26 protein-coding genes and 1 riboswitch are annotated in these 18,225 nt (G+C 69.1%); of the genes, 15 read left to right on the top strand and 11 right to left on the bottom strand.

The features are described 5' to 3' along the window. Positions 1 to 184, top strand: a 184-nt coding sequence (locus G537_RS38150) for a transposase (protein ID WP_034851857.1), incomplete at its 5' end; no start/stop codon positions are given. 530 nt (positions 185 to 714) lie between these two features. Here G537_RS38150 and G537_RS0115360 read toward each other — a convergent pair. Together G537_RS0115360 and G537_RS0115365 are read right to left on the bottom strand one after the other, a co-directional pair. Continuing rightward, positions 715 to 1,230: a hypothetical protein gene (locus G537_RS0115360; RefSeq protein WP_155888624.1), complete on the bottom strand. Its 516-nt coding sequence runs from the start codon at positions 1,228 to 1,230 to the stop codon at positions 715 to 717. A 234-nt stretch (positions 1,231 to 1,464) separates the two neighbouring features. Beyond that, positions 1,465 to 2,100: an exopolysaccharide biosynthesis protein gene (locus G537_RS0115365; protein WP_081688830.1), complete on the bottom strand. Its 636-nt coding sequence runs from the start codon at positions 2,098 to 2,100 to the stop codon at positions 1,465 to 1,467. Positions 2,101 to 2,471: 371 nt separating this feature from the next. On the opposite strand from G537_RS0115365, the gene G537_RS45415 reads away from it, so the two are divergent. Then, positions 2,472 to 2,597 (top strand): hypothetical protein, encoded by a 126-nt coding sequence (locus tag G537_RS45415; protein ID WP_281171486.1) that lies wholly within the window; start codon positions 2,472 to 2,474, stop codon positions 2,595 to 2,597. 76 nt (positions 2,598 to 2,673) lie between these two features. On the opposite strand, the gene G537_RS0115375 is transcribed toward G537_RS45415, so the two are convergent. Continuing rightward, on the bottom strand, positions 2,674 to 2,982 hold the full coding sequence (locus G537_RS0115375; protein ID WP_026870881.1) for a hypothetical protein: 309 nt from the start codon (positions 2,980 to 2,982) through the stop codon (positions 2,674 to 2,676). A 59-nt stretch (positions 2,983 to 3,041) separates the two neighbouring features. On the opposite strand from G537_RS0115375, the gene G537_RS43660 reads away from it, so the two are divergent. Further along, on the top strand, positions 3,042 to 3,242 hold the full coding sequence (locus G537_RS43660) for a hypothetical protein (protein ID WP_155888625.1): 201 nt from the start codon (positions 3,042 to 3,044) through the stop codon (positions 3,240 to 3,242). A 100-nt stretch (positions 3,243 to 3,342) separates the two neighbouring features. Here G537_RS43660 and G537_RS44480 read toward each other — a convergent pair whose 3' ends face one another. Next, on the bottom strand, positions 3,343 to 3,483 hold the full coding sequence (locus G537_RS44480; RefSeq protein WP_169516728.1) for a hypothetical protein: 141 nt from the start codon (positions 3,481 to 3,483) through the stop codon (positions 3,343 to 3,345). Between the two features lie 68 nt (positions 3,484 to 3,551). Beyond that, positions 3,552 to 3,764, bottom strand: coding sequence for a cold-shock protein (locus G537_RS0115385; RefSeq protein ID WP_026870882.1), 213 nt, complete (start codon positions 3,762 to 3,764; stop codon positions 3,552 to 3,554). A gap of 144 nt (positions 3,765 to 3,908) precedes the next feature. On the opposite strand from G537_RS0115385, the gene G537_RS43665 reads away from it, so the two are divergent. The 3 genes from G537_RS43665 to G537_RS44675 all read left to right on the top strand — a co-directional run bounded on the left by G537_RS43665 (position 3,909) and on the right by G537_RS44675 (position 5,307). Continuing rightward, on the top strand, positions 3,909 to 4,118 hold the full coding sequence (locus G537_RS43665) for a hypothetical protein (RefSeq protein ID WP_155888626.1): 210 nt from the start codon (positions 3,909 to 3,911) through the stop codon (positions 4,116 to 4,118). A gap of 162 nt (positions 4,119 to 4,280) precedes the next feature. Beyond that, positions 4,281 to 4,709 (top strand): tetratricopeptide repeat protein, encoded by a 429-nt coding sequence (locus G537_RS0115390; RefSeq protein WP_026870883.1) that lies wholly within the window; start codon positions 4,281 to 4,283, stop codon positions 4,707 to 4,709. Between the two features lie 118 nt (positions 4,710 to 4,827). Next, a complete protein-coding gene (locus G537_RS44675) occupies positions 4,828 to 5,307 on the top strand; it encodes a hypothetical protein (RefSeq protein WP_064742146.1) in 480 nt (159 codons plus the stop codon). Between the two features lie 99 nt (positions 5,308 to 5,406). On the opposite strand, the gene G537_RS0115405 is transcribed toward G537_RS44675, so the two are convergent. Continuing rightward, complete coding sequence (locus tag G537_RS0115405; protein ID WP_211230393.1) at positions 5,407 to 6,111, bottom strand: TOPRIM nucleotidyl transferase/hydrolase domain-containing protein; 705 nt, start codon at positions 6,109 to 6,111, stop codon at positions 5,407 to 5,409. 356 nt (positions 6,112 to 6,467) lie between these two features. On the opposite strand from G537_RS0115405, the gene G537_RS0115415 reads away from it, so the two are divergent. Then, positions 6,468 to 7,106: a class I SAM-dependent methyltransferase gene (locus G537_RS0115415; protein WP_034851859.1), complete on the top strand. Its 639-nt coding sequence runs from the start codon at positions 6,468 to 6,470 to the stop codon at positions 7,104 to 7,106. A gap of 132 nt (positions 7,107 to 7,238) precedes the next feature. On the opposite strand, the gene G537_RS0115420 is transcribed toward G537_RS0115415, so the two are convergent. Next, the gene (locus G537_RS0115420; RefSeq protein WP_155888627.1) at positions 7,239 to 7,751 is read right to left on the bottom strand and encodes a hypothetical protein; all 513 of its coding nucleotides are present in this window, start codon (positions 7,749 to 7,751) and stop codon (positions 7,239 to 7,241) included. A 237-nt stretch (positions 7,752 to 7,988) separates the two neighbouring features. On the opposite strand from G537_RS0115420, the gene proC reads away from it, so the two are divergent. From proC to G537_RS0115460, 8 genes are all read left to right on the top strand, one after another. Continuing rightward, entirely contained in the window at positions 7,989 to 8,813 is an 825-nt protein-coding gene (gene proC / locus G537_RS0115425; protein ID WP_026870887.1) for a pyrroline-5-carboxylate reductase, read from the top strand. Next, the gene (locus G537_RS0115430) at positions 8,813 to 9,307 is read left to right on the top strand and encodes a YbaK/EbsC family protein (RefSeq protein WP_026870888.1); all 495 of its coding nucleotides are present in this window, start codon (positions 8,813 to 8,815) and stop codon (positions 9,305 to 9,307) included. Before proC ends, G537_RS0115430 begins: the two co-directional genes overlap by 1 nt. 7 nt (positions 9,308 to 9,314) lie before the next feature. Then, on the top strand, positions 9,315 to 9,674 hold the full coding sequence (locus G537_RS0115435; RefSeq protein WP_026870889.1) for a VOC family protein: 360 nt from the start codon (positions 9,315 to 9,317) through the stop codon (positions 9,672 to 9,674). 230 nt (positions 9,675 to 9,904) lie between these two features. Beyond that, positions 9,905 to 10,963 carry an aspartate-semialdehyde dehydrogenase gene (locus G537_RS0115440; protein ID WP_051248448.1) on the top strand — a complete coding sequence of 353 codons (1,059 nt, stop codon included), beginning with the start codon at positions 9,905 to 9,907 and terminating at the stop codon, positions 10,961 to 10,963. A gap of 162 nt (positions 10,964 to 11,125) precedes the next feature. Continuing rightward, positions 11,126 to 11,767 (top strand): TetR/AcrR family transcriptional regulator, encoded by a 642-nt coding sequence (locus tag G537_RS38160; protein ID WP_051248449.1) that lies wholly within the window; start codon positions 11,126 to 11,128, stop codon positions 11,765 to 11,767. A gap of 90 nt (positions 11,768 to 11,857) precedes the next feature. Continuing rightward, positions 11,858 to 12,289 carry a phasin family protein gene (locus tag G537_RS0115450; protein WP_026870891.1) on the top strand — a complete coding sequence of 144 codons (432 nt, stop codon included), beginning with the start codon at positions 11,858 to 11,860 and terminating at the stop codon, positions 12,287 to 12,289. Positions 12,290 to 12,384: 95 nt separating this feature from the next. After that, entirely contained in the window at positions 12,385 to 12,720 is a 336-nt protein-coding gene (locus tag G537_RS0115455; protein WP_026870892.1) for a tRNA-binding protein, read from the top strand. A 62-nt stretch (positions 12,721 to 12,782) separates the two neighbouring features. Beyond that, positions 12,783 to 12,866: riboswitch (ZMP/ZTP riboswitch) on the top strand. Positions 12,867 to 12,918: 52 nt separating this feature from the next. Beyond that, positions 12,919 to 14,196 (top strand): serine hydroxymethyltransferase, encoded by a 1,278-nt coding sequence (locus tag G537_RS0115460; RefSeq protein ID WP_051248450.1) that lies wholly within the window; start codon positions 12,919 to 12,921, stop codon positions 14,194 to 14,196. Positions 14,197 to 14,211: 15 nt separating this feature from the next. On the opposite strand, the gene G537_RS0115465 is transcribed toward G537_RS0115460, so the two are convergent. Genes G537_RS0115465 through G537_RS0115480 form a run of 4 tightly spaced genes read right to left on the bottom strand, consistent with a single transcriptional unit; the run spans position 14,212 to position 18,070 of the window. Then, positions 14,212 to 15,225 (bottom strand): carbohydrate kinase family protein, encoded by a 1,014-nt coding sequence (locus G537_RS0115465; RefSeq protein ID WP_026870894.1) that lies wholly within the window; start codon positions 15,223 to 15,225, stop codon positions 14,212 to 14,214. 1 nt (position 15,226) lies between these two features. Continuing rightward, entirely contained in the window at positions 15,227 to 16,249 is a 1,023-nt protein-coding gene (locus G537_RS0115470) for a beta/alpha barrel domain-containing protein (RefSeq protein ID WP_026870895.1), read from the bottom strand. A 46-nt stretch (positions 16,250 to 16,295) separates the two neighbouring features. Continuing rightward, positions 16,296 to 17,084, bottom strand: coding sequence for an ATP-binding cassette domain-containing protein (locus G537_RS38165; protein ID WP_081688831.1), 789 nt, complete (start codon positions 17,082 to 17,084; stop codon positions 16,296 to 16,298). Next, positions 17,081 to 18,070, bottom strand: a complete 990-nt coding sequence (locus G537_RS0115480; protein ID WP_051248451.1) for an ABC transporter permease — start codon at positions 18,068 to 18,070, stop codon at positions 17,081 to 17,083. The genes G537_RS38165 and G537_RS0115480 overlap by 4 nt, the downstream gene beginning before the upstream one ends. Positions 18,071 to 18,225: the final 155 nt, after the last annotated feature.

Here is an 18,225-nt window from a genome sequence, read left to right on the forward strand (position 1 = left end):
CCGCCGACAGACGGCCGAGCACCCGTTCGGCACCCTCAAAGCCTGGATGGGCGCCACCCATTTCCTGACCCGAGGATTACAGCGGGTCAGCACCGAGATGAGCCTCCAGGTCCTCGCCTACAACTTCAAGCGCGTGATCTCGATCCTCGGCGTCGGCGGCCTGCTCCAGGCGATCCGGGCCTGATATCCGATCTGCCCAATCTGCTTTGCCGGTAGCACGCCGACACCCCCACCTGCCCTCACCAAACACGCGTTTCCACACAGCCTCGGTCGGGATCGGACGGCCGGGCCTCGCCCGCCTCGCCATCGCTCTGCGCCACATCCATGGAACATATCATGAACATGCGTTCCGAGTTAAGTAAGAGGCGGAATGGGCCTGGTCGGCAAGAAGGCGATGGAATTGCCTCGTCGCATCGGTCGGCCGTTGCCGGGTCTCTCGTGATCGGGAGCGCCTCTGCGAGACGGAGCAGGTGATCTAGTGGACGCTCGACAGCTGGCGACGACCAATTCCGGCATTCGTTGGCTGCAGGCGACGGCCAGCTCCACAACCGGACACCTCGTCGAGCGGAACCGACCCGCTGGTGACATCCGCTTGGCGAGCTTATGCCCATGAGCTCAGCCTTCGATCGCCACACCGCTTGCCGAGACGCTCCGCCACCTCTTCGACCGGCAGCGATGCTTCCGGCCGGGACGGCGCAGCCAGGCAGCCCAGTGTCACAAGAAGCCAGCCACCCTCAGAATCAGGATAACTGCCACTGCGGCAAGCACCAGCACGGCCAGAGCCCCCTCGTTCCATCGGCCGGAGGAAGGTCGCGTCTCCGGTCGCGCAGCACCCGATGGCATTGGCCCCGTGCTCGGCAAGAGTGAAGCCAGACGCGTTGCGATGGCCATGATCTCGGCACCCGACCGCTCGGCCCGTGTCGTGCCGGTAATGATCTCCGCCAGCTCCAGCACAGCAACATCTCGTGGCTGTTTGGCCAGCCGGCTCGCCATCGTCCAGGGATCGCCGCCGAGGCGCCCGAGCATCGAGACCACGCTCAAAGGCATGCCGTTGGATTCCGTCCCGACGTCGGCGAACAGAAACGCATTCAGATTGGATTTTTGCAGGCGAAAGACGTCCGTATCAGGCATTTCCCAGCCACACGTCATGTTAATCATATGTGATAGCGGTAATCCAAAAATCAAGGTCCAGAAAAATACAAACGGGATCAAAACAGTAAATTCATTCAATCATATCAAGGAGAAGTGCAAATCCACCGGCTATCGACAACGTGAGGAGGTAAACGAAGTGGCATTGGAATTGCACGTTTGGATATCCTGAGCAAAATCAATCCCGGACAGTCGATTGGATATAGCCACCGAATCGTTTGTCGGCCATATGTCGGTCCAAAAAGAATGTCTTGCCCGGATTTCCAGATTTGCGCCGAAACTCGACCCGAGATGCTGTGGCTGCCGGATCCGCCATTATAGAAAGCCCTGCACCCAGCCGAGCTCGCCCATCGTCTGCCAGACCGCGCCGGCGGCGACGGCGAGCAGCAAGCCGGAAGCCGCGAGCGCGATGCAGAGCATGATCCCGTCCTCCTCCAGATAGGCGATGGCGAGCAGAGCGATCGTCAGGGCAGGCGGGATGTTGCTCAACGGGATCGGAGCCAGCAGCAGGACGCCCAGCAGCAGCACCACCAGGCCGACCCCGCGTTTCGTCGCCTCGAACGGCGTCGGCCAGCGCGGATGGATGAAGCCCTCGATCGTGCGCAGGATCGGCACGGCGCGGCCGAAGGTCCGCGCCAGCCCCTCGGTTTGCACGCTCCGTTCGGCGACACGCCGGGGGAAGACGGGGCCGGCATGGCCCAGCATCATCTGCACTGCCAGGATGGCGAGCAGCGGAGCGACGACGGCGGATGCACCCGGCATCGCCCCGAGCAGCGCCAGCAACAACATGACCAGGCCGAAGGAGCGGTCGCCCAGCCTGTCCACCAGCCAGCCTAAGGTCACGCGCTTGGGATCCGCGTCTCGCAGCAGACTGTCGAGAAGAGCAGAGGTCGGAACCCGGGCCGTCATCTCGCCGGCAGGATAGCCGACAGGCTCCACGCCGGGCGACATTCCCGGTTCGACACCGCCAGTGACCGGCCGGTGCGGCGGCTTCGCGGTTCCGAGCCTAATCATAAGCGGCTACTACAGCCAGAGCATCATGCCGGATCAACGATCATCCGATCGGAGGACGCCGGCGGCTCATGGCCTGCCCGGCGTGACAGCTCGCTCTCCGGCACTATCCGCTCCTCGCTCCCGAGCACGCTGCGAATCCGGTAGAGCGGACCGGCAGAGCCGCTGGGATAGCATGCGAGCACCTTGAACGCCCCGCGTCCGGGTTGCCCGGACAGAGACCGGCGTGAGACGTGCACGGTGCTGTCGACCGCGAATTTGTAGTCTTTCATGAGCGATGTTCCTGATCTTCCAAGGGGCGCCGGCGGTGAATGAGCGTCGACAATGCGGAGGCGATCGGGCGCAAGCCGGCCCGTCTGACAATCACGACCGAGCCGGTGGTGATCGCCCGGCCGAACAGCGTCCCGCCCGGGCCTGTAAAATCCGCGCTTTTCTGATGGCGCAAACCAGCAGACACCCTGTCCTCCAGGGTGGCGGCACGGACCGATCCCTTACGGCAGTATCGAGCCGGCCTCAGGGCAAGACCCCGATGAACACCCGGCGATAACTGCCGATCAGATCCCCGGCGGAGGTCGCCGCGGCCCGGCTGAGCTGCTCCGCTCCGGCATCGCGTTCTCGCTCGACGAGCCGCACCAGTTCCTGAAACCGGCGATGCGCAATCGTCGCCGAGTCGATTCCGGCCCCATCCTGCGGCACAAAGCCGGGCTCCGGCAGCTCGCGGGCCAGAACCCGCAGCAGGTCGAGCAGCTTGGCCCCTGTGTCGACGCGGTGCCAACGGCCTTCGTCCCAGACCGATATCGTCGGCCTGATCTCCATCTGCATCATGCGTCTCCGTGTCGATCGGTGCGGGCGGTCACGGCCGGGCCGAAGATGCCGAGCTCATGCTGGAACGAAACGACGTCGAACCGGCCGGCATTGAGGGCATCGGCCGCCCGGGCGTGGTCCTCGATCCGATCGTCGGCGATCTCGATGCGGGCGGCAGCCGGGTCGTGACGGGCATGGGCATGGCTGGTGATCGCCGATGCGAGCGTCCGCCACGCCTCCGACGCTCCGACCGCGGCGCGGGAGCGAATTGCCGATGAAGGCCACGCGGCACGGCAGCACCTCCATCGGGACGGCCGCCCGCCGTCGCCGTGCGGCGACAGACGGCCGGTGCAGGAAAGAATGGTCGACGCGCCGGGCTCAGTTCTTCTTCTTGCTATGGCCGGCGCCCGGGGCCGCCAGCCGGCTCAGCAGGCTCATGGTCGCACCGTGAACCACCGGCTTCGCCGGCTGCTTGGGCTTCCGGATTTCCCGATTGCTGCGTTTCTGCCCTTTGGCCATGAAATCTCCTCTGCATGCGGTCTGTGATGATTGGATGATTGAATGCACCTGCGATCGCGCCGGTGCGATCAGTCCACGACTTTGAGATTGTCCGCGGACGACTTCCCGCTCCTCCGATCGGCGACGAGGTCGAAGCCCAACCTCTGGCCCTGGCTCAGCTGGCCGAGGCCGGAGCGTTCGACGGCACTGATATGGACGAAGGCATCTCTGCTCCCGTCATCCTGCGTGATGAAGCCGAAGCCTCTCTGGGCGTCGAACCACTTGACGGTCCCCGTTGCCATGAATGCTCCTTTCGCAAGCATTGGATCGGGCGGCCCGCGACGCTCGCAGACCGCCGAATTCGTATGCAGATGAGAGAATCCAGACTTCCGCCGTGCCCGTTTAGCATAGAGCCGAAGCTGTATATCCGGATTGATCTGACAATCATGGACCGGATCCGTCGCGATAAAAAGGAAAAATACGATGACCATCTTCTAAAAAATAATGCACCGAGATCAATGCCGAATGCGCGAAATTTTTCAGATGCATACATGCAGATATTGGGAAAAGCGAAGGCTAATTTTCGCCTGATCCATGAGTTTTTTATCGCAATCCCTGCTGGGCGTCACCATATGAGCCACGCTGATGTGCAGTGAGCCCGCTCGGAGTGGAGCCGCCGGAGTGCGACGCACCGGGACCTGAATCATTCGTTCCACCAGGCTCCTCCGGCGTTCCCTTTGTTCCGGTGCCGTGACCGAGAGCTGCCGCGCGCGGTGTAGGACGCCAGCACAAGGAGATCATCATTGAAGATCGACAGTATGAGACGGCTGCAGCGGGATGCCGAGCTCGGCGATGCCGTGGCGCAGTTCAATCTCGGTATCGTCTACGGCAATCCGAGCGGTGAAGGCGGCTCTGCCATCGAGAGGCGGATGGAGGCCATCCGGTGGCTGTTGCGCTCGGCGAACCAAGGCCTGCCGCGGGCGCAGAGCCGGCTGGCCGAAATCTATATCGAAGGCCCGGACGCGTCGAAGAATGCGGTCAAGGCGTGCGCTTGGTTTCTCCTGGCGGCGACGGGGGAGTCCGGCGCCCGGGGTCAGGCCGCCCGATCGGGCTACGAGCGTGCCGCCGCGCATCTGACCGCCACGCAGATCGCGCAGGCGCATCGCCGGGCATCGCGCTGGAAGCCGAAGATCGAGGCGGAGGAGGCCAAGCCGGAGGTGCCGGATCTCGCGGCGGTGCCGCAATGAAGGCCTGGTTCGTCCCGCCCGTCGTGATTCCGATCGGCCTCGTGGTGCTGATCGTCGTCTACGCCGCAGTCCGGGCCTTCGCCTAGCCGTCGGTCCGGGCGAGGAGAAGGAGCCGCGAATGACCACGCGGACCAGCAGCAGAACCGTGACCTTCGTTCGTCCGTTCACCCTGAGCGGCATCGACGAGCCACAGCCGCCTGGAACCTATACGGTGGAGACGGACGAGGAGCAGCTCGATGGTTCGTCGCCGCCCGTCTACCGGAGGGTCGCGACGATGATCCGCCTGCCCGGCCGTCCCGGAAGCGGCGAGCTGGTCCAGGTCGTCACCGTGGATCCAGAGGAGCTTTCCGCAGCTTTGCTGCAGGATGGCGCGCCGGCGCAAGACCCTTCGCGCGACGCGCCCACGGATCCCGACTCCGGAGGGAAAGCCCTCTCCGGGATCCGGCCAGAAGAATCCCCCGGACGGCCTGCGTCGCACCCGCTCGATCGGCTGCTCGAAGGTTGGCGATACTGGACGGCGACCAATCCCCGGGCGCCGGCCTGGATCGTCGCGATCGTCGCCGGCGTCCTGTTCGCCACCTTTGTCGTGGCCTGGTGATCAGGCGGGTGCAGGGGGCGATCGGACGCGAGCCGCCGCTGGCAGCTCTCGATCGCCCATGCAACTGCACCTGTTGTGGACCTTCGCTGCGATCCCCGACTAGGCCCGGCTCAGGACGGCCCGGAGCGGTCGCGGCTGGCGGTCGAGGTCCAGCGCGAGAACGAAGCGGTTCGCGTAGCGCAGCTTCCGGCGTGCGCCTGCGCCCAGGAACCTGCGGACCTGATCGACGAAGCCGGCGTCCCGCCATGCGGCCTGCTTCTGAAGCGTGCGGAACGAAGCGAGGTCTCCTTCTTCCGCCAGTATCGCTTCGATGGCGTCGGGGCCGACCGCACGAATGAGCTCGTCTTCCAGGTCGCGGTCGCAGACGAAGAATCCTTCGTCTTCGAGCGCACCGCGCGTATCGGGGCGCGCGTAGCCGGCCCGCGCCAATTCACGGCAGAAGTGCCGCTCTTCGGCAGCATCACACAATCCGCTGACGCGCAGCCCGGCGCCAGCCGGCCCGAAACGGGCAAGGAACCTCGACACCGACCGGGCGCCGCCGATCGGCACCACGACCACGCCCTCCTTCGCCAGGTCTCGTGCCTGAAGGCTTGCCAGGGTCTCGACCGCGATCTGATCGCTGATGCCCTCGACCAGCACGACGGAGCGAGCGTGCCGGGCGCGTTCCAGCGCGGCTGCGGTCGCCCGAAGCGGAGCGTCAGCCCCGCTCGCATATCCCGGGACGGAAAGCTCCCGGCGTCGGAATTCGGCGAGGCGGCCCCGCGTCGGCGCCATATCTGCGACCCTGTTGGCCAACCCCACCATCCATGCCTTCTGACAGGCCCGGCGATCGTATACATCTCGAGGACACCCTGGCTATGGACGAGGGAGGCGACGTGGTCCTCTGGTGGCCAGTCCGGCCGGGCTTGCAGCAGCCTGCGCAGCTGGCTTTCGTGAACGCGTCTTGATGCTCATGCCGGCGTGCTCGTGATCAGACTCTTTCCTCCGAAAGAACCGTCATTGCGAGGAGGCGAAGCCGACGAAGCAATCCAGGAGCCACGCCAAACCGCCCTGGATTGCTTCGCTGCGCTCGCAATGACGATCCTTTGATAGGCTCGCTGGTATCAGACATCTGAAACTTCGGATGTCTGGGCGTATACCGGGACACGGGGGGGACCGCCATGTTGCGCATCGCGAACGACGCGCGCTTCTGGGATCGGGGCGCGAGCAGATACGCCGCCGGTCCGATCGCAGACAGGGATGGCTACGAGCGCACGCTGGAGCGCACACGGCACTATCTCAAAGCCGGCGATACGGTCTTCGAATTCGGGTGTGGCACGGGGACGACGGCGCTCAGGCTCGCGTCTTCCGTCGGGCGGATCGTGGCGACCGACATCTCGGGCGAGATGATCGCGATCGCCCGCAAGAGGGCCGAAGCCGAAGGCTGCGCCAATGCCGGCTTCGAGGTCGCGACGCCCGATGCGATGTCGTGCCCGGACGGGATGTTCGACGCCGCTCTCGGCTTCAACGTCCTGCATCTGGTGGCGGCGCGGGAGGCGGCTCTGAGGGGCGTCCACCGGCTGCTGAAGCCGGGTGGGATCTTCGTGTCCAAGACGCCATGTCTCGGCGAGGCCAACCCGCTGATGCGCGTCGCCCTGCCTTTGATGCAGCTCGTCGGCAAGGCGCCCTATGTGAGCTTTTTCGATGCAGAGGATTTGGAGCGCGAGATCGCGGCGGTGGGGTTCGAGATCATCGAGCGCGGGCGCCACGCCTCGCGCGGCAAGGATGTGCGGCCGTTCCTCGTGGCAAGGAAGCGGTGACGCCGGACGCGGCGATGGAGGCGCTGGGGAGAGAGCCGCCGTGCCGTGACAAGGCAGCGGAACCGGCCCGTCCCGCTTATCGGACATGCGATCAGAGCGGGTCATACCAAGGGATAGGTCGGGCGCAGGCGGTCACCTGCCAGCGGTGACGCTCTGGGCCAGCAGCTGGTTCCGGATCTCGACATGCGGGTATCCGACCACGGTGACGCGGCGGCCGCTGGCGACGCTGCCGGGCTGGTCGGGCGGCACCACCACGGTCCAGGCCTCGGTCGGGGTCTGCAGGCGGAACGAGGTCACGCCGCTGCGGCGGGAGACGCCGTCGATCCGGCCGGTCACGGTGATCGGCGTGTTCGTCGCATAGTTGCGCGGATCGGTCGGGGCCGTGCCGCCGGCCGTGGCCGAGATGGCGGGATGACGCGGAGCGGGCGCGACCGGCGACCGGCGCGGCTGGTCGACCCGGGTGCCCGGCGGCACCGGATAGGGCATCGCCTTCTCCGGCACGGTGGCGGGGGGCGGCGCGGCAGGGGCGACAGGGGCGGCAGGGGCGGCAGGGGTCTGGATCACGGTGGTCTGGGCCCAGGCCGGCGATGCGGCCACCAGGCCGGCGAGGAGTGCGGCGGCGGCCGCACGGGTGGTGGTGACCATGGCTTCGCTCTCCATCTTCGGCGCCGGGGCGGCGACGCTTCCGGCCGCATGCGCCCGGCAGAGGAACTGTGAGCTTCAATCTTGGTCAAAACCAGGGTGTCCGCACCTTAAGAAACGGAGAGCATCCGTCCAGGATTCGCGGTGTCCGGTGCGCGCGCCGGGAGGCATGCGCAGGCCCGGTCCGCGAAGGACCTTGCGCCCGCCCAGGACGGCGCCATGATGGCGCGTCTCGACGGAATGGGGAGCGACAGGGTGTCCGATCTCTTGCTGGTCGGCTGCGGCCGGATGGGAAGCGCGCTGGTCAAGGGCTGGCTGGCGGGCAAGGCCGCCGACCGGATCTGGGCGGTCGAGCCGGCGGATCTCGGCCTCGCCGATCCGCGGCTGCACCATGTGCGCGACGCCGCCGGGCTGCCGGCCGACCTGGCGCCGGAGGTGGTGGTGCTGGCGGTGAAGCCGCAGATGATGCCCGAGGCACTGCCTGTCTATCGACGCTTCGCAAGCCGTCGACCAACGGGGCCCGGCACGCTGTTCCTGTCGATCGCCGCCGGCCGCACCCTGGCCTGGCTGGAGCAAGGGCTGGGGGCGGAGGCCGCGATCGTCCGCGCCATGCCGAACACGCCGGCCGCGATCGGCCAGGGCATCTCCGTCCTGGTGGCGAACGCCGCGGTCACGCCGGACCAGCGCCGGCGCGCCGAGACGCTGATGCAGGCCGCGGGACAGACCGCCTGGATCGAGGACGACGAGTTGATGAACGCGGTCACCGCCGTCTCCGGCAGCGGCCCGGCCTATGTCTTCCACCTGATCGAGACCCTCGCCGAGGCCGGACGCGCCGCCGGGTTGCCGGCCGAGCTCGCCATGACGCTGGCGCGGCAGACCGTGGTCGGCGCCGGGGCCCTGGCCGGGGCCGCGAGAGAGAGCGCGGCCGAGCTGCGCATCGCCGTGACCAGCCCGAAGGGCACCACCGAGGCGGCGCTCAACGTGCTGATGGCGCCGGACGGGCTGCAGCCGCTGATGACCCGGGCGGTCGCCGCTGCAACGCAGCGCGGCCGGGAACTGGCCTGATGGCGAGCAGCGGTGAACGGGTGGCCGCGGCGCTGGCGGCGGCGGGGCATGCGCCCGAGATCCGGGTGTTCGACGCATCGACCCGAACCTCGGCCGACGCCGCGGCGGCGATCGGCTGCGAGGTGGCGCAGATCGCCAAGTCGCTGGTGTTCCGCGCTCGCGGCAGCAACCGCCCCGTATTGGTGATCGCCAGCGGCGTCAACCGGGTCGACGAGGCGGCGGTGGCCGCGGCCCTGGCCGACCGCATCGACGGCGCCCGGATCGAGCGGGCGGATGCCGGCTTCGTGCGCGACGCCACCGGCTTCGCCATCGGCGGGGTCGCCCCGGTCGGCCACGCCACGCCGCCGCATGTGGTGATCGACCGCGACCTGTTGGCCCTGCCGAAGATCTGGGCCGCGGCCGGGACGCCGAACTCGGTCTTCGCGCTGACCCCGGGCCAGCTGGTGGCGCTGACCGGCGGGGTGGTCGCGGACATCGCCAGGCGCGCACCATGATCGGCCATTGTCCTTCGGCGTGTTCGACCTCGACCGCGCCATCCGCTTCTACGACGCGGTGCTGGCCCCGGTCGGCATGGTGAGGGTGTGGGCCCAGGACACCGCCGCCGGCTACGGGCCGCCCGGCGGCAACGACAAGCTGGCGCTGATGCGGCAGCCGCAGCCGGTGGTGCCGCCGGGGCCCGGCTTCCACCTGGCCTTCAATGCCCCGACGCGCGAGGCCGTCGACCGGTTCCACGCCGCCGCTCTGGCTCAGGGCGGGCGTGACGCCGGCGCGCCCGGGCTGCGGCCGCATTACGGGCCCGGCTACTACGCCGCCTTCGTCTACGACCCGGACGGCCACAAGCTCGAGGCCGTCTGCCAGTAGGCGGGGCGAAGCGCGACGGCGGCCGTTGACTCGCTCCGCCGCGGAACGCTACGACAGGCGCATGGCGACGACGATCACCCTGAAGCGCACCACCAAGACGACCGCTGCGGCGGGCGTTCTCTGGCGCGCGCGGTGACTGCCGCGACATAGCAACCAGAGGCCCCGCCGAGGACGGACGGGGCCTGCAGGTTCAGCCATCGTCCCTCCCGGCCAGCAGGAAGGACGACACCATGCTCTCATCCCCCGATCCGCAAGAGGCACCGCACGGCCGGCGCGCGCCCGATCCCGTGATCGCGATCGTCGGCGCCACCGGCGCCGTCGGCATCGAGCTGCTGCGCTGCCTGGAGGCGCGGCGCTTCCCGGCGGCGGAGGTGAGGCTGCTGGCCTCGGCTCGCTCGGCCGGCGGCCGGATCCCGTTCCGCGGCCGGGATCTCGCTGTGGAGGAGCTCACGGAAGCCAGCTTCACCGGCGTCGACATCGCGCTGTTCTCGGCCGGCGCCGGCATCTCCCGGCGCTATGCCGAGGCCGCGGTGGCGGCCGGGGCCGTGGTCGTCGACAACTCCTCGGCCTTCCGCATGCAGCCCGAGGTGCCGCTGGTGGTGCCGGAGGTGAACGCCGCGGCGCTGGCGGGCCATTCCGGAATCATCGCCAACCCGAACTGTGTCGCCGCCATCATGACGGTGGCGCTGGCGCCGCTCCATCGGGCGCATCCCCTGCGGCGGGTCACGGCGGCGACCTACCAGGCCGCCTCGGGCGCCGGCGCCGCGGCGATGGAGGAGCTGCGGTCGGCGACGGCCGCCCATCTGCAGGGCCGGCCCTTCGAGCCCAAGGTGCTGCCGCACCCCTACGCCTTCAACCTGTTCAGCCACAACGCCGATGTCGACCCGGCCAGCGGCTACAATGGCGAGGAGCTGAAGGCGATCGCCGAGACGCGGCGCATCCTCGACGCGCCGGATCTCCCGATCGGCATCACCTGCATCCGGGTGCCGGTGCTGCGGGCCCATTCGATCGCGCTGTCGGTCGAGCTCGACGCCGTCGTGACGCCGGAGGAGGCGCGGGACCTGCTGGCGTTCGCGCCCGGCCTGCGCCTGGTCGACGACCGCGCCGCCAACCATTTCCCGATGCCGTCCGAGGCCAGCGGCCGCGACGAGGTGCTGGTGGGCCGCATCCGGACGGATCTCGGCGACCCCACCGGCCGCTCGCTGGCCCTGTTCGTCTCGGGCGACCAGCTGCTCAAGGGCGCGGCGCTCAACGCCGTCCAGATCCTGGAGCATCTGCGGCGGGCGTGACGGCCGCCGGGGCGGACGGCGGTGCCCCGGGGGCGCGATCCGGGCACGCCGTCGCCCCGGGCTCGCATTGCGCCGGAATTGGGCTAGATTGGAACCGACTGCATCTGCTCCGTGCGGGGCTGGACATCCGGGGCCGAGGGCCGATCGCGGAGGGCGGGGACCATGCCGAAGAAGACCGATATCGCGAACCACATCGTCACCACCGCGATCGACCTGGCGGCGGAGAGGGGCTGGCGCACGCTGAGCCTGGCGGACATCGCCCAGGCGGCGCGGGTGCCGATGTCGGCGCTGTACCGCCACTGCCCGACCAAGGCGGAGCTCCTGGCCGGGTTCAGCCGGATGATCGACCAGGCGGTGCTGTCCGAAGGCCTGCCCGGCGAGGAGGAGAGCCCGCGCGACCGGCTGTTCGACCTGCTGATGCGCCGCTTCGACGTGCTGACGGCCCATCGCGCCGGGGTCAAGGCGATCCTGCGCGACCTGCGGCGCGACCCGCTGGCGAGCCTGCTGCAGGCGCGGCAGCTGGAGCTGTCGATGCGCTGGACGCTGCAATCCGCCGGCATCTCGACCTCGGGGCTGCTCGGCCGGGCGCGGGTGCAGGCCCTGTGCCTGCTGTACGGGCTGGTGCTGCGGGTGTGGGAGCAGGACGATTCGCCGGATCTCGACCGCACCATGAAGGCGCTGGACCAGCGGCTGCGCCAGGCCGAGCAGTGGGAGAACACCTTCGGCCGCGGCCGCGCGACCCGCCGGGCGGAGCCGCCGGCGGCGCCGGAGACGATGGAAGGGCCCGAGCCGACCCTGCACTGACGACGCTTTTGTTGCAGTGCACAAATATGTTTTGCGACGCGGTGCGGGCCGTGTAAGGTGCTGCTTTCTTGTGCACATTGGGAGTAGGCCATGAGCAAGGTGCCGCCGGTCTGGGACGTCGACTTCACCAAGGTGCTGAGCGAGTTCAAGCTGCCGGGCGTCGACCTCGACGCAGTGCTGCAGGCCCAGCGCAAGAACATCGAAGCGCTGACCGCCGCCAACCGGACCGCGGTCGAGGGGCTGCAGGCCTTCGCCCGCCGCCAGGGCGAGATCCTGCGCCAGAACATGGCCGAGCTGCAGAGCCAGTTCTCCAACGCCGTCGCCGCGGGCGCGCCGGAGGAGAAGCTGGCGAAGCAGACCGAGCTGGCCAAGGCGGCCTTCGAGAAGGCGATCGCCGACATGAAGGAGCTGGCCGAGCTGCTCGCCAAGTCGAACACGGAGGCGGCCGAGATCGTCAGCAAGCGCGTCAGCGCCAGCTTCGACGAGCTCAAGACCGTCCTGAAGACCCCCGCGAAGCGCTGATCCCGGCGTAGACGCGAAGGCGCTTCCGGCGGCCTTCGACGGCTTGCCTTCCGGCAGCCGGCGCGGCAGTGTGCGCCGGCTTCGCGGAGGGCAGAATGACGATCAGCTACGACGATTTCGCCAAGGTCGACATCCGGGTCGGCACCATCGTGGCGGTCGAGCCCTATCCCGAGGCGCGCAAGCCGGCCTACAAGCTGACCGTCGATCTGGGGCCGGAGATCGGCCAGAAGCGCAGCTCGGCCCAACTGGTGGCGCTGTACACGCCGGAGACGCTGCTGGGCCGCCAGGTCGCGGCGGTGGTGAACTTCCCGCCGAAGCAGATCGGCCGCTTCATCTCCGAGATCCTGGTGCTCGGTTTCCCCGACGCCGACGGCAACGTCGTGCTGGCCGCGATCGAGCGGCCGGTGCCGAACGGCGGAAGGCTGTACTAGGCCTCCGCGGTTGACGCGGCGGCGCGACCCGCCGATCATCATCGCGATCGCAAGATCGGCCATACCCTCCACGTGACTGGCGAGACGGGGAGCACCCCGAGGGAGCGTGGAGGACCGTTTCGATGCCGCTCGCCTGGGCAGCCTTCCTTGGAAGCTGGTCAGGCGATCTTTGTTCTGAGCATCGAAACGGAGACTTCTATGGACTATCAGCACCAGCCCGATCCGGCCCCGGCCGATCCCGATCCGCGCGCTCGCCTCGCCGCCGCCGATCCCGAGGCCGCCGCGATCCTGGAGTGCGAGGAGCGCCGGCAGCAGCAGGGCCTGACCCTGATCGCGTCGGAGAACCACGCCTTCCCCGAGCTGCGGCCGCTGCTCGGCTCGGTCTTCGCCGACAAATACGCCGAAGGCCAGCCGCGCCGCCGCTACTACGGCGGCAACCTCCATGCCGACGAGATCGAGGAGCTGGCCCAGGGCCGGGCCAAGGCGCTGTTCGGGGCGGAGCACGCCAATGTCCAGCCGCTGTCAGGGTCGCCGATGAACCAGGCGGTGTATTTCGGCCTGCTGCAGCCGGGCGACACCATCCTGGCGATGGACCTGTCGCATGGCGGCCACCTGACCCATGGCGCGCCGGTCTCGGCCATGGGCCGGATCTTCCGCTTCGTCCGCTACGGCACGCTTCCGGGCGGCGGCTTCGATTTCGACGCGATCCGCGAGACCGCGCGGCGCGAGCGGCCGAAGCTGCTGATCACCGGCTTCTCCTCCTACCCGCGCGACATCGACTACGCCGCCTTCAAGGCGATCGCGGACGAGGTCGGGGCCATCACCATGGCCGATGTCTCGCATATCGGCGGGCTGATCGCCGGCCAGGCGCTGCCGAACCCGCTGGCGGCCGGCTTCGACGTCGTCACCACCACCACGCACAAGACGCTGCGCGGGCCGCGCGGCGGGCTGATCCTGTGCCGCGAGCCGTTCCGCAAGGCGATCGACCAGGCGGTGTTCCCCGGGCTGCAGGGTGGCCCGCATATGGACCAGGTGGCGGCCCTTGCCACGGCGCTGCACTTGGCGGCGCAGGAGGAGTTCCGGGCCTATGCAAGGCGGGTGCTCGACAACGCCAGGGCGTTGGCCGCGGCGCTGCAGGGCCGGGGGGCACAGCTGGTGACCGGCGGCACCGACAACCACCTGATGGTGGTCGACGTCGCCGCCAGCTTCGGCGTCGACGGCGCCGAGGCGCAGCAGCGGCTGGACCGGGTCGGGCTGGTCTCGAACAAGCAGGTGGTGCCGGACGACACCCGTCCGCCGCTGCGCCCGTCCGGCCTCAGGCTCGGCACGCCGGCCGTCACCACCCGCGGCATGCGCGAGGGGCAGATGACGGCGCTGGCCGACCTGATCGTCGACGCGGTCACCGGCGCACGGCCGGAGCCGGCGCTGGCGAACGCGGTGCGGGACTTCGCGAGGCGGTTCCCGATCCCGGGCTGAGCGGGGAGGGCGGGGTCAAGCCGTCGACCTGAACCCCGCCTTCTCGCCATAGGCGAAGCACTCCTCCGCCGAGGGGATGGCGCGCGAGGTGCTGTAGGAGCCGAGGCTGAGCGCCGCGACGCAGACGCCGAGGCGCAGCCCTTTCTCCACCGGCCAGCCCTCGTGCAGCCCCAGCATCACGCCGGAGGCGAGGGCGTCGCCGGCGCCGTTGGTGCTCTTGATCCTCTCCGGCGGCACCCAGGCGGCGCCCTGGCGCCACAGGCGGCCGTCGCGGTCGGCGGCGACCACGCCCTCCGGGAAGTGCACGACGGCCAGGCTGGACACGCCCATCCGGATCAGCGCCGCGGCCGCCGCCTCGACCAGCGCCCAGTCCGGCCGGCCGTCGCGGTGGGTCTCGACGCCGGTCAGCGCCGTCGCCTCCGACTCGTTGATGATGATGCTGTCGAGCAGCGGCAGGCAGGGCAGGGCGAGGTCGCGCAGCCGCTCCCCCGCCACCCCGACCAGCTCCAGATTGGTGCGGTGTCCGGTGGCCCTGGCGCGGGCCAGCACCTCGGAGAAGCCGTTGCCGTTGCCCTGCGGCGCGTCCATCCGGGCGTGCACCCCGGGCGAGCCGACATGGAAGATCTTCGCGGTCGACCCGGCCAGGTCGAAATGCCCGGTCGAGAGCTGGGCGTTGACCCCCTCCTGGTGGAAGAAGGTCCGCCGCCCGCCTTCGGCCACGATCATCACGTCGGTGTAGGAGGTGCGGCCGCCCGGCACCACCGCGATCCGCCCGGCGCCGATGCCGAGCTCGCGGCAGGTGTCGAGCGCGATCCGCCCGTAGGCATCGTCGCCGACGATCCCGATCACCTCGATCGGGAAGGGGGCGCCGAGGCGGGCCAGGTCGATCGCCATGTTCAAGCCGGGGCCGCCGCAATCCGGCATCTCCTCCAGGATCCGGGCGACGTGCTCCTGCGGCGGGAAGCGGTCGATGACCTTGTTGACGTCGATGCAGATGGTGCCGCCGCAGATGATGCCGGAGCGCTCCATCTCAGCCCTGCTTCAGCACGGCTTCGGTGGTCTGCACGTCGTCGGCCAGCGGGCGCAGCGGGGTGATGCCCTGCTTCTGCAGCTCGCCGTGATAGGCCTTCACCGCCTCCTCCGGCGCGATCGTGCCGTCCGCCACCTGGCGCATGAAGCTCACCATCGCCAGCGGCGATTCCGCCAGGTTGATCTTGCGGCCGAACAGGGCGACGCGGGCGCCGTACTTCTCGGCCTGGTGCAGCAGCTCGAAGCAGTCGCGGGTGGTGCCGGCGCCGCCGCCGAGCACGCCGACGATCAGGCTGGGGTCGAAGCTCGCCAGCTCCTCCAGCGCCTTCGGGCCGTTGTAGGGGATCTTCAGGAACTGCGGCCGGTCGGCCTTCATCACCCCGGCCAGGCAGCGCAGGATGCAGTCGTTGACGTAATGCGGCTGCACCGCCGGGTCGATGCCGGTGGCGACGTTCGGGTTGAACACCTCGAGGAAGTACTTGAAGCCGTTCGCGGCCGCGTCGGCGCGGAATTCGGCGAAGGCCTCCAGCGACCGGATGTCGGCCTCGAGGTCGTTGTTGAAGGTGACGGAATAGAGGCCGAGATCGGTGCCGGTCACCGGCGCCTTCGGGTCCGGCGCCGTGCCGCCATGCATCACCCGCGGCAGCGAGGCCGAGCGGAAGGGCCGCGACGGCTTCTGCGTATAGCCGCCGCCGCGCACGGCCCAGACGTCGCTGGTGTCGTTGGCGCGGATCGCCGGCTTGACCCGCCTGCCCTTGAAGGTGCCGCTCTCGACCAGCCGCTCCAGGTTCGAGGCCGAGACCAGCATGATGTCGACGATGTCCTGCTCCACCACCTGGCGGATGGTGTCGAGGAATTCGTCGCGGCTGCGATAGCGGGTCCAGCTGCCGTCCGGCGCGCGCTTCGGGCCGGTCGAGGTCAGGCTCGGCCCCATGTCGCCGTCCTTGGCGTCGGCGATGATGAAGTCGCTGCGCTTGTACTGTCCGGCGCGGATGCGGGCCAGCTTCTCGTCCAGGCGGGTCATGCTCGATCTCTCGTCTTTCGGTCGGTTGGGTTCAGGAAGGAAAGGGTCATGCGGCCGTCTCGCCGTTCGGGGCCGGCTGGTCGCCCGGCATCGCCCCGGTCATGATCGCCACCACCTCGGCCATGGTGTGGCGCTGCGGCGTGGTCAGGGCCACGCGGCGGCCGAGGCGCATGACATGGATGCGGTCGGCCACCTCGAACACGTTCGGCATGTTGTGGCTGATCAGCACCACCGGCAAGCCGCGGTCGCGGATGCCGCGGATCAGGTCCAGCACCTGGCCGGTCTCGCGCACGCCCAGCGCCGCCGTCGGCTCGTCCATGATCACCAGCTTGCGGGCGAAGACCGCGGCCCGGGCCACGGCGACGCCCTGGCGCTGGCCCCCGGACAGGCTCTCGACCGCATGGGTGATCGAGGGCAGGCGGAAGCGCAGCTCGTCCATGTGGCGCTGCGCCTCGCGGCGCATCCGCGGCTTGTCGAGCAGCCGCAGCCAGCGGCCGAGCGGCCCGGGCCGCCGCAGCTCGCGCCCGAGGAACAGGTTGGTGGCGATGTCCAGCGCCGGCGCCACCGCCAGATCCTGGTACACCGTCTCGATGCCCCGGCGACGGGCGTCGAGCGGTCCGTGGAACCGCACCGGCTGCCCGTCCAGCAGCACCTCGCCCTCGTCGGGGGTGATGGCGCCGGACAGCACCTTGATCAGCGTCGACTTGCCGGCGCCGTTGTCGCCGACCACCGCCAGCACTTCGCCGTCGCGCAGCTCGAAATCGACGCCGCCCAGCGCGGTGACATGGCCGTAGCGCTTGACCACGCCGCGGGCCTCCAGGACGGGCGCGGTCATACCCGCCTCCATCGCGACAGCTGGTCCAACGCGACGGCGGTGATCACCAGGACGCCGGTGACCAGGTCCTGCCACAGCGGGTCGATGCCGATCAGGGTCAGGCCGTTGCGCAGCACGCCGACGATCAGGACGCCGATCAGCGTGCCGATCAGGCTGCCGCGGCCGCCGAACAGGCTGGTGCCGCCGATCACGACGGCGGTGATGCTGTCGAGATTGGCGGTCTGCATCGCATTCGGGTCGGCGTTCGGGATCCGCCCCAGCGCCAGCCAGGCGCCGATGCCGTAGAGGAAGGCCGCGAACAGATAGACCGACAGCAGCCGCCGCTGCACCGGGATGCCGACCAGCCGCGCCGCCTCCGGGTTGTTGCCGATGGCATAGATGTGCTTGCCCCAGGCGGTCTGGTTCAGCAGGTACCAGACCAGCGCGTAGAGCCCGAGCATGATGATCATGCCGTAGGTGATCACGGCGCCGCACAGGCGCAGCGTGTTGCCGGACCAGCCCAGGAGATCGTCCAGCACCGGGAAGGCGCCGCCGCCGGAGAACAGCCGGGTGGCGGCGGTGACGATGCCGAGCATGCCGAGGGTGACGATGAAGGGCGGCAGCTTCAGCCGGCTGACCAGGGTGCCGGTGATCAGCCCGATCAGGCTGCACAGCCCGATCGCCAGCAGCAGCGCGGGCAGGGCGGCATAGCCCTCGTCGACCAGCTTGCCGGCGACGATGGTGCCCAGCACGGCGATCGCGCCGGTCGCGAGGTCGATGCCGGCGGTCAGGATCACCAGGGTCTGGCCGATCGCCAGCGTGCCGATGATCACCGATTGCTGCACGATCAGCGACAGGTTGCCGGGGGTCAGGAAACGCTCGCTCATCGCCGTGAACACGGCGCCGAAGACCACGAGCACGATCAGCGGGCCGAGCGGCGGGGTGGTCAGCACCCGCGCCGCCCGAGCAATCCAGGACGAGGGGGGCCAGGACGAGGAAGGGGCCATCGCTCTCTCGTTCGGGAGGTTCAGCCCGGATCGGAGAGACCGCTCCCCCTCACCCGAAATCGCTCGCGCGATTTCGACCTCTCCCCGCGGGAGAGGTGAATTTCCCCTCTCCTCGGGGAGAGGGAGGGGCCCGACGCCGAAGGCGGCGGGAGGGT

It is taken from the genome of Inquilinus limosus DSM 16000, from assembly GCF_000423185.1.
Classification (GTDB): Bacteria; Pseudomonadota; Alphaproteobacteria; order DSM-16000; family Inquilinaceae; genus Inquilinus; species Inquilinus limosus.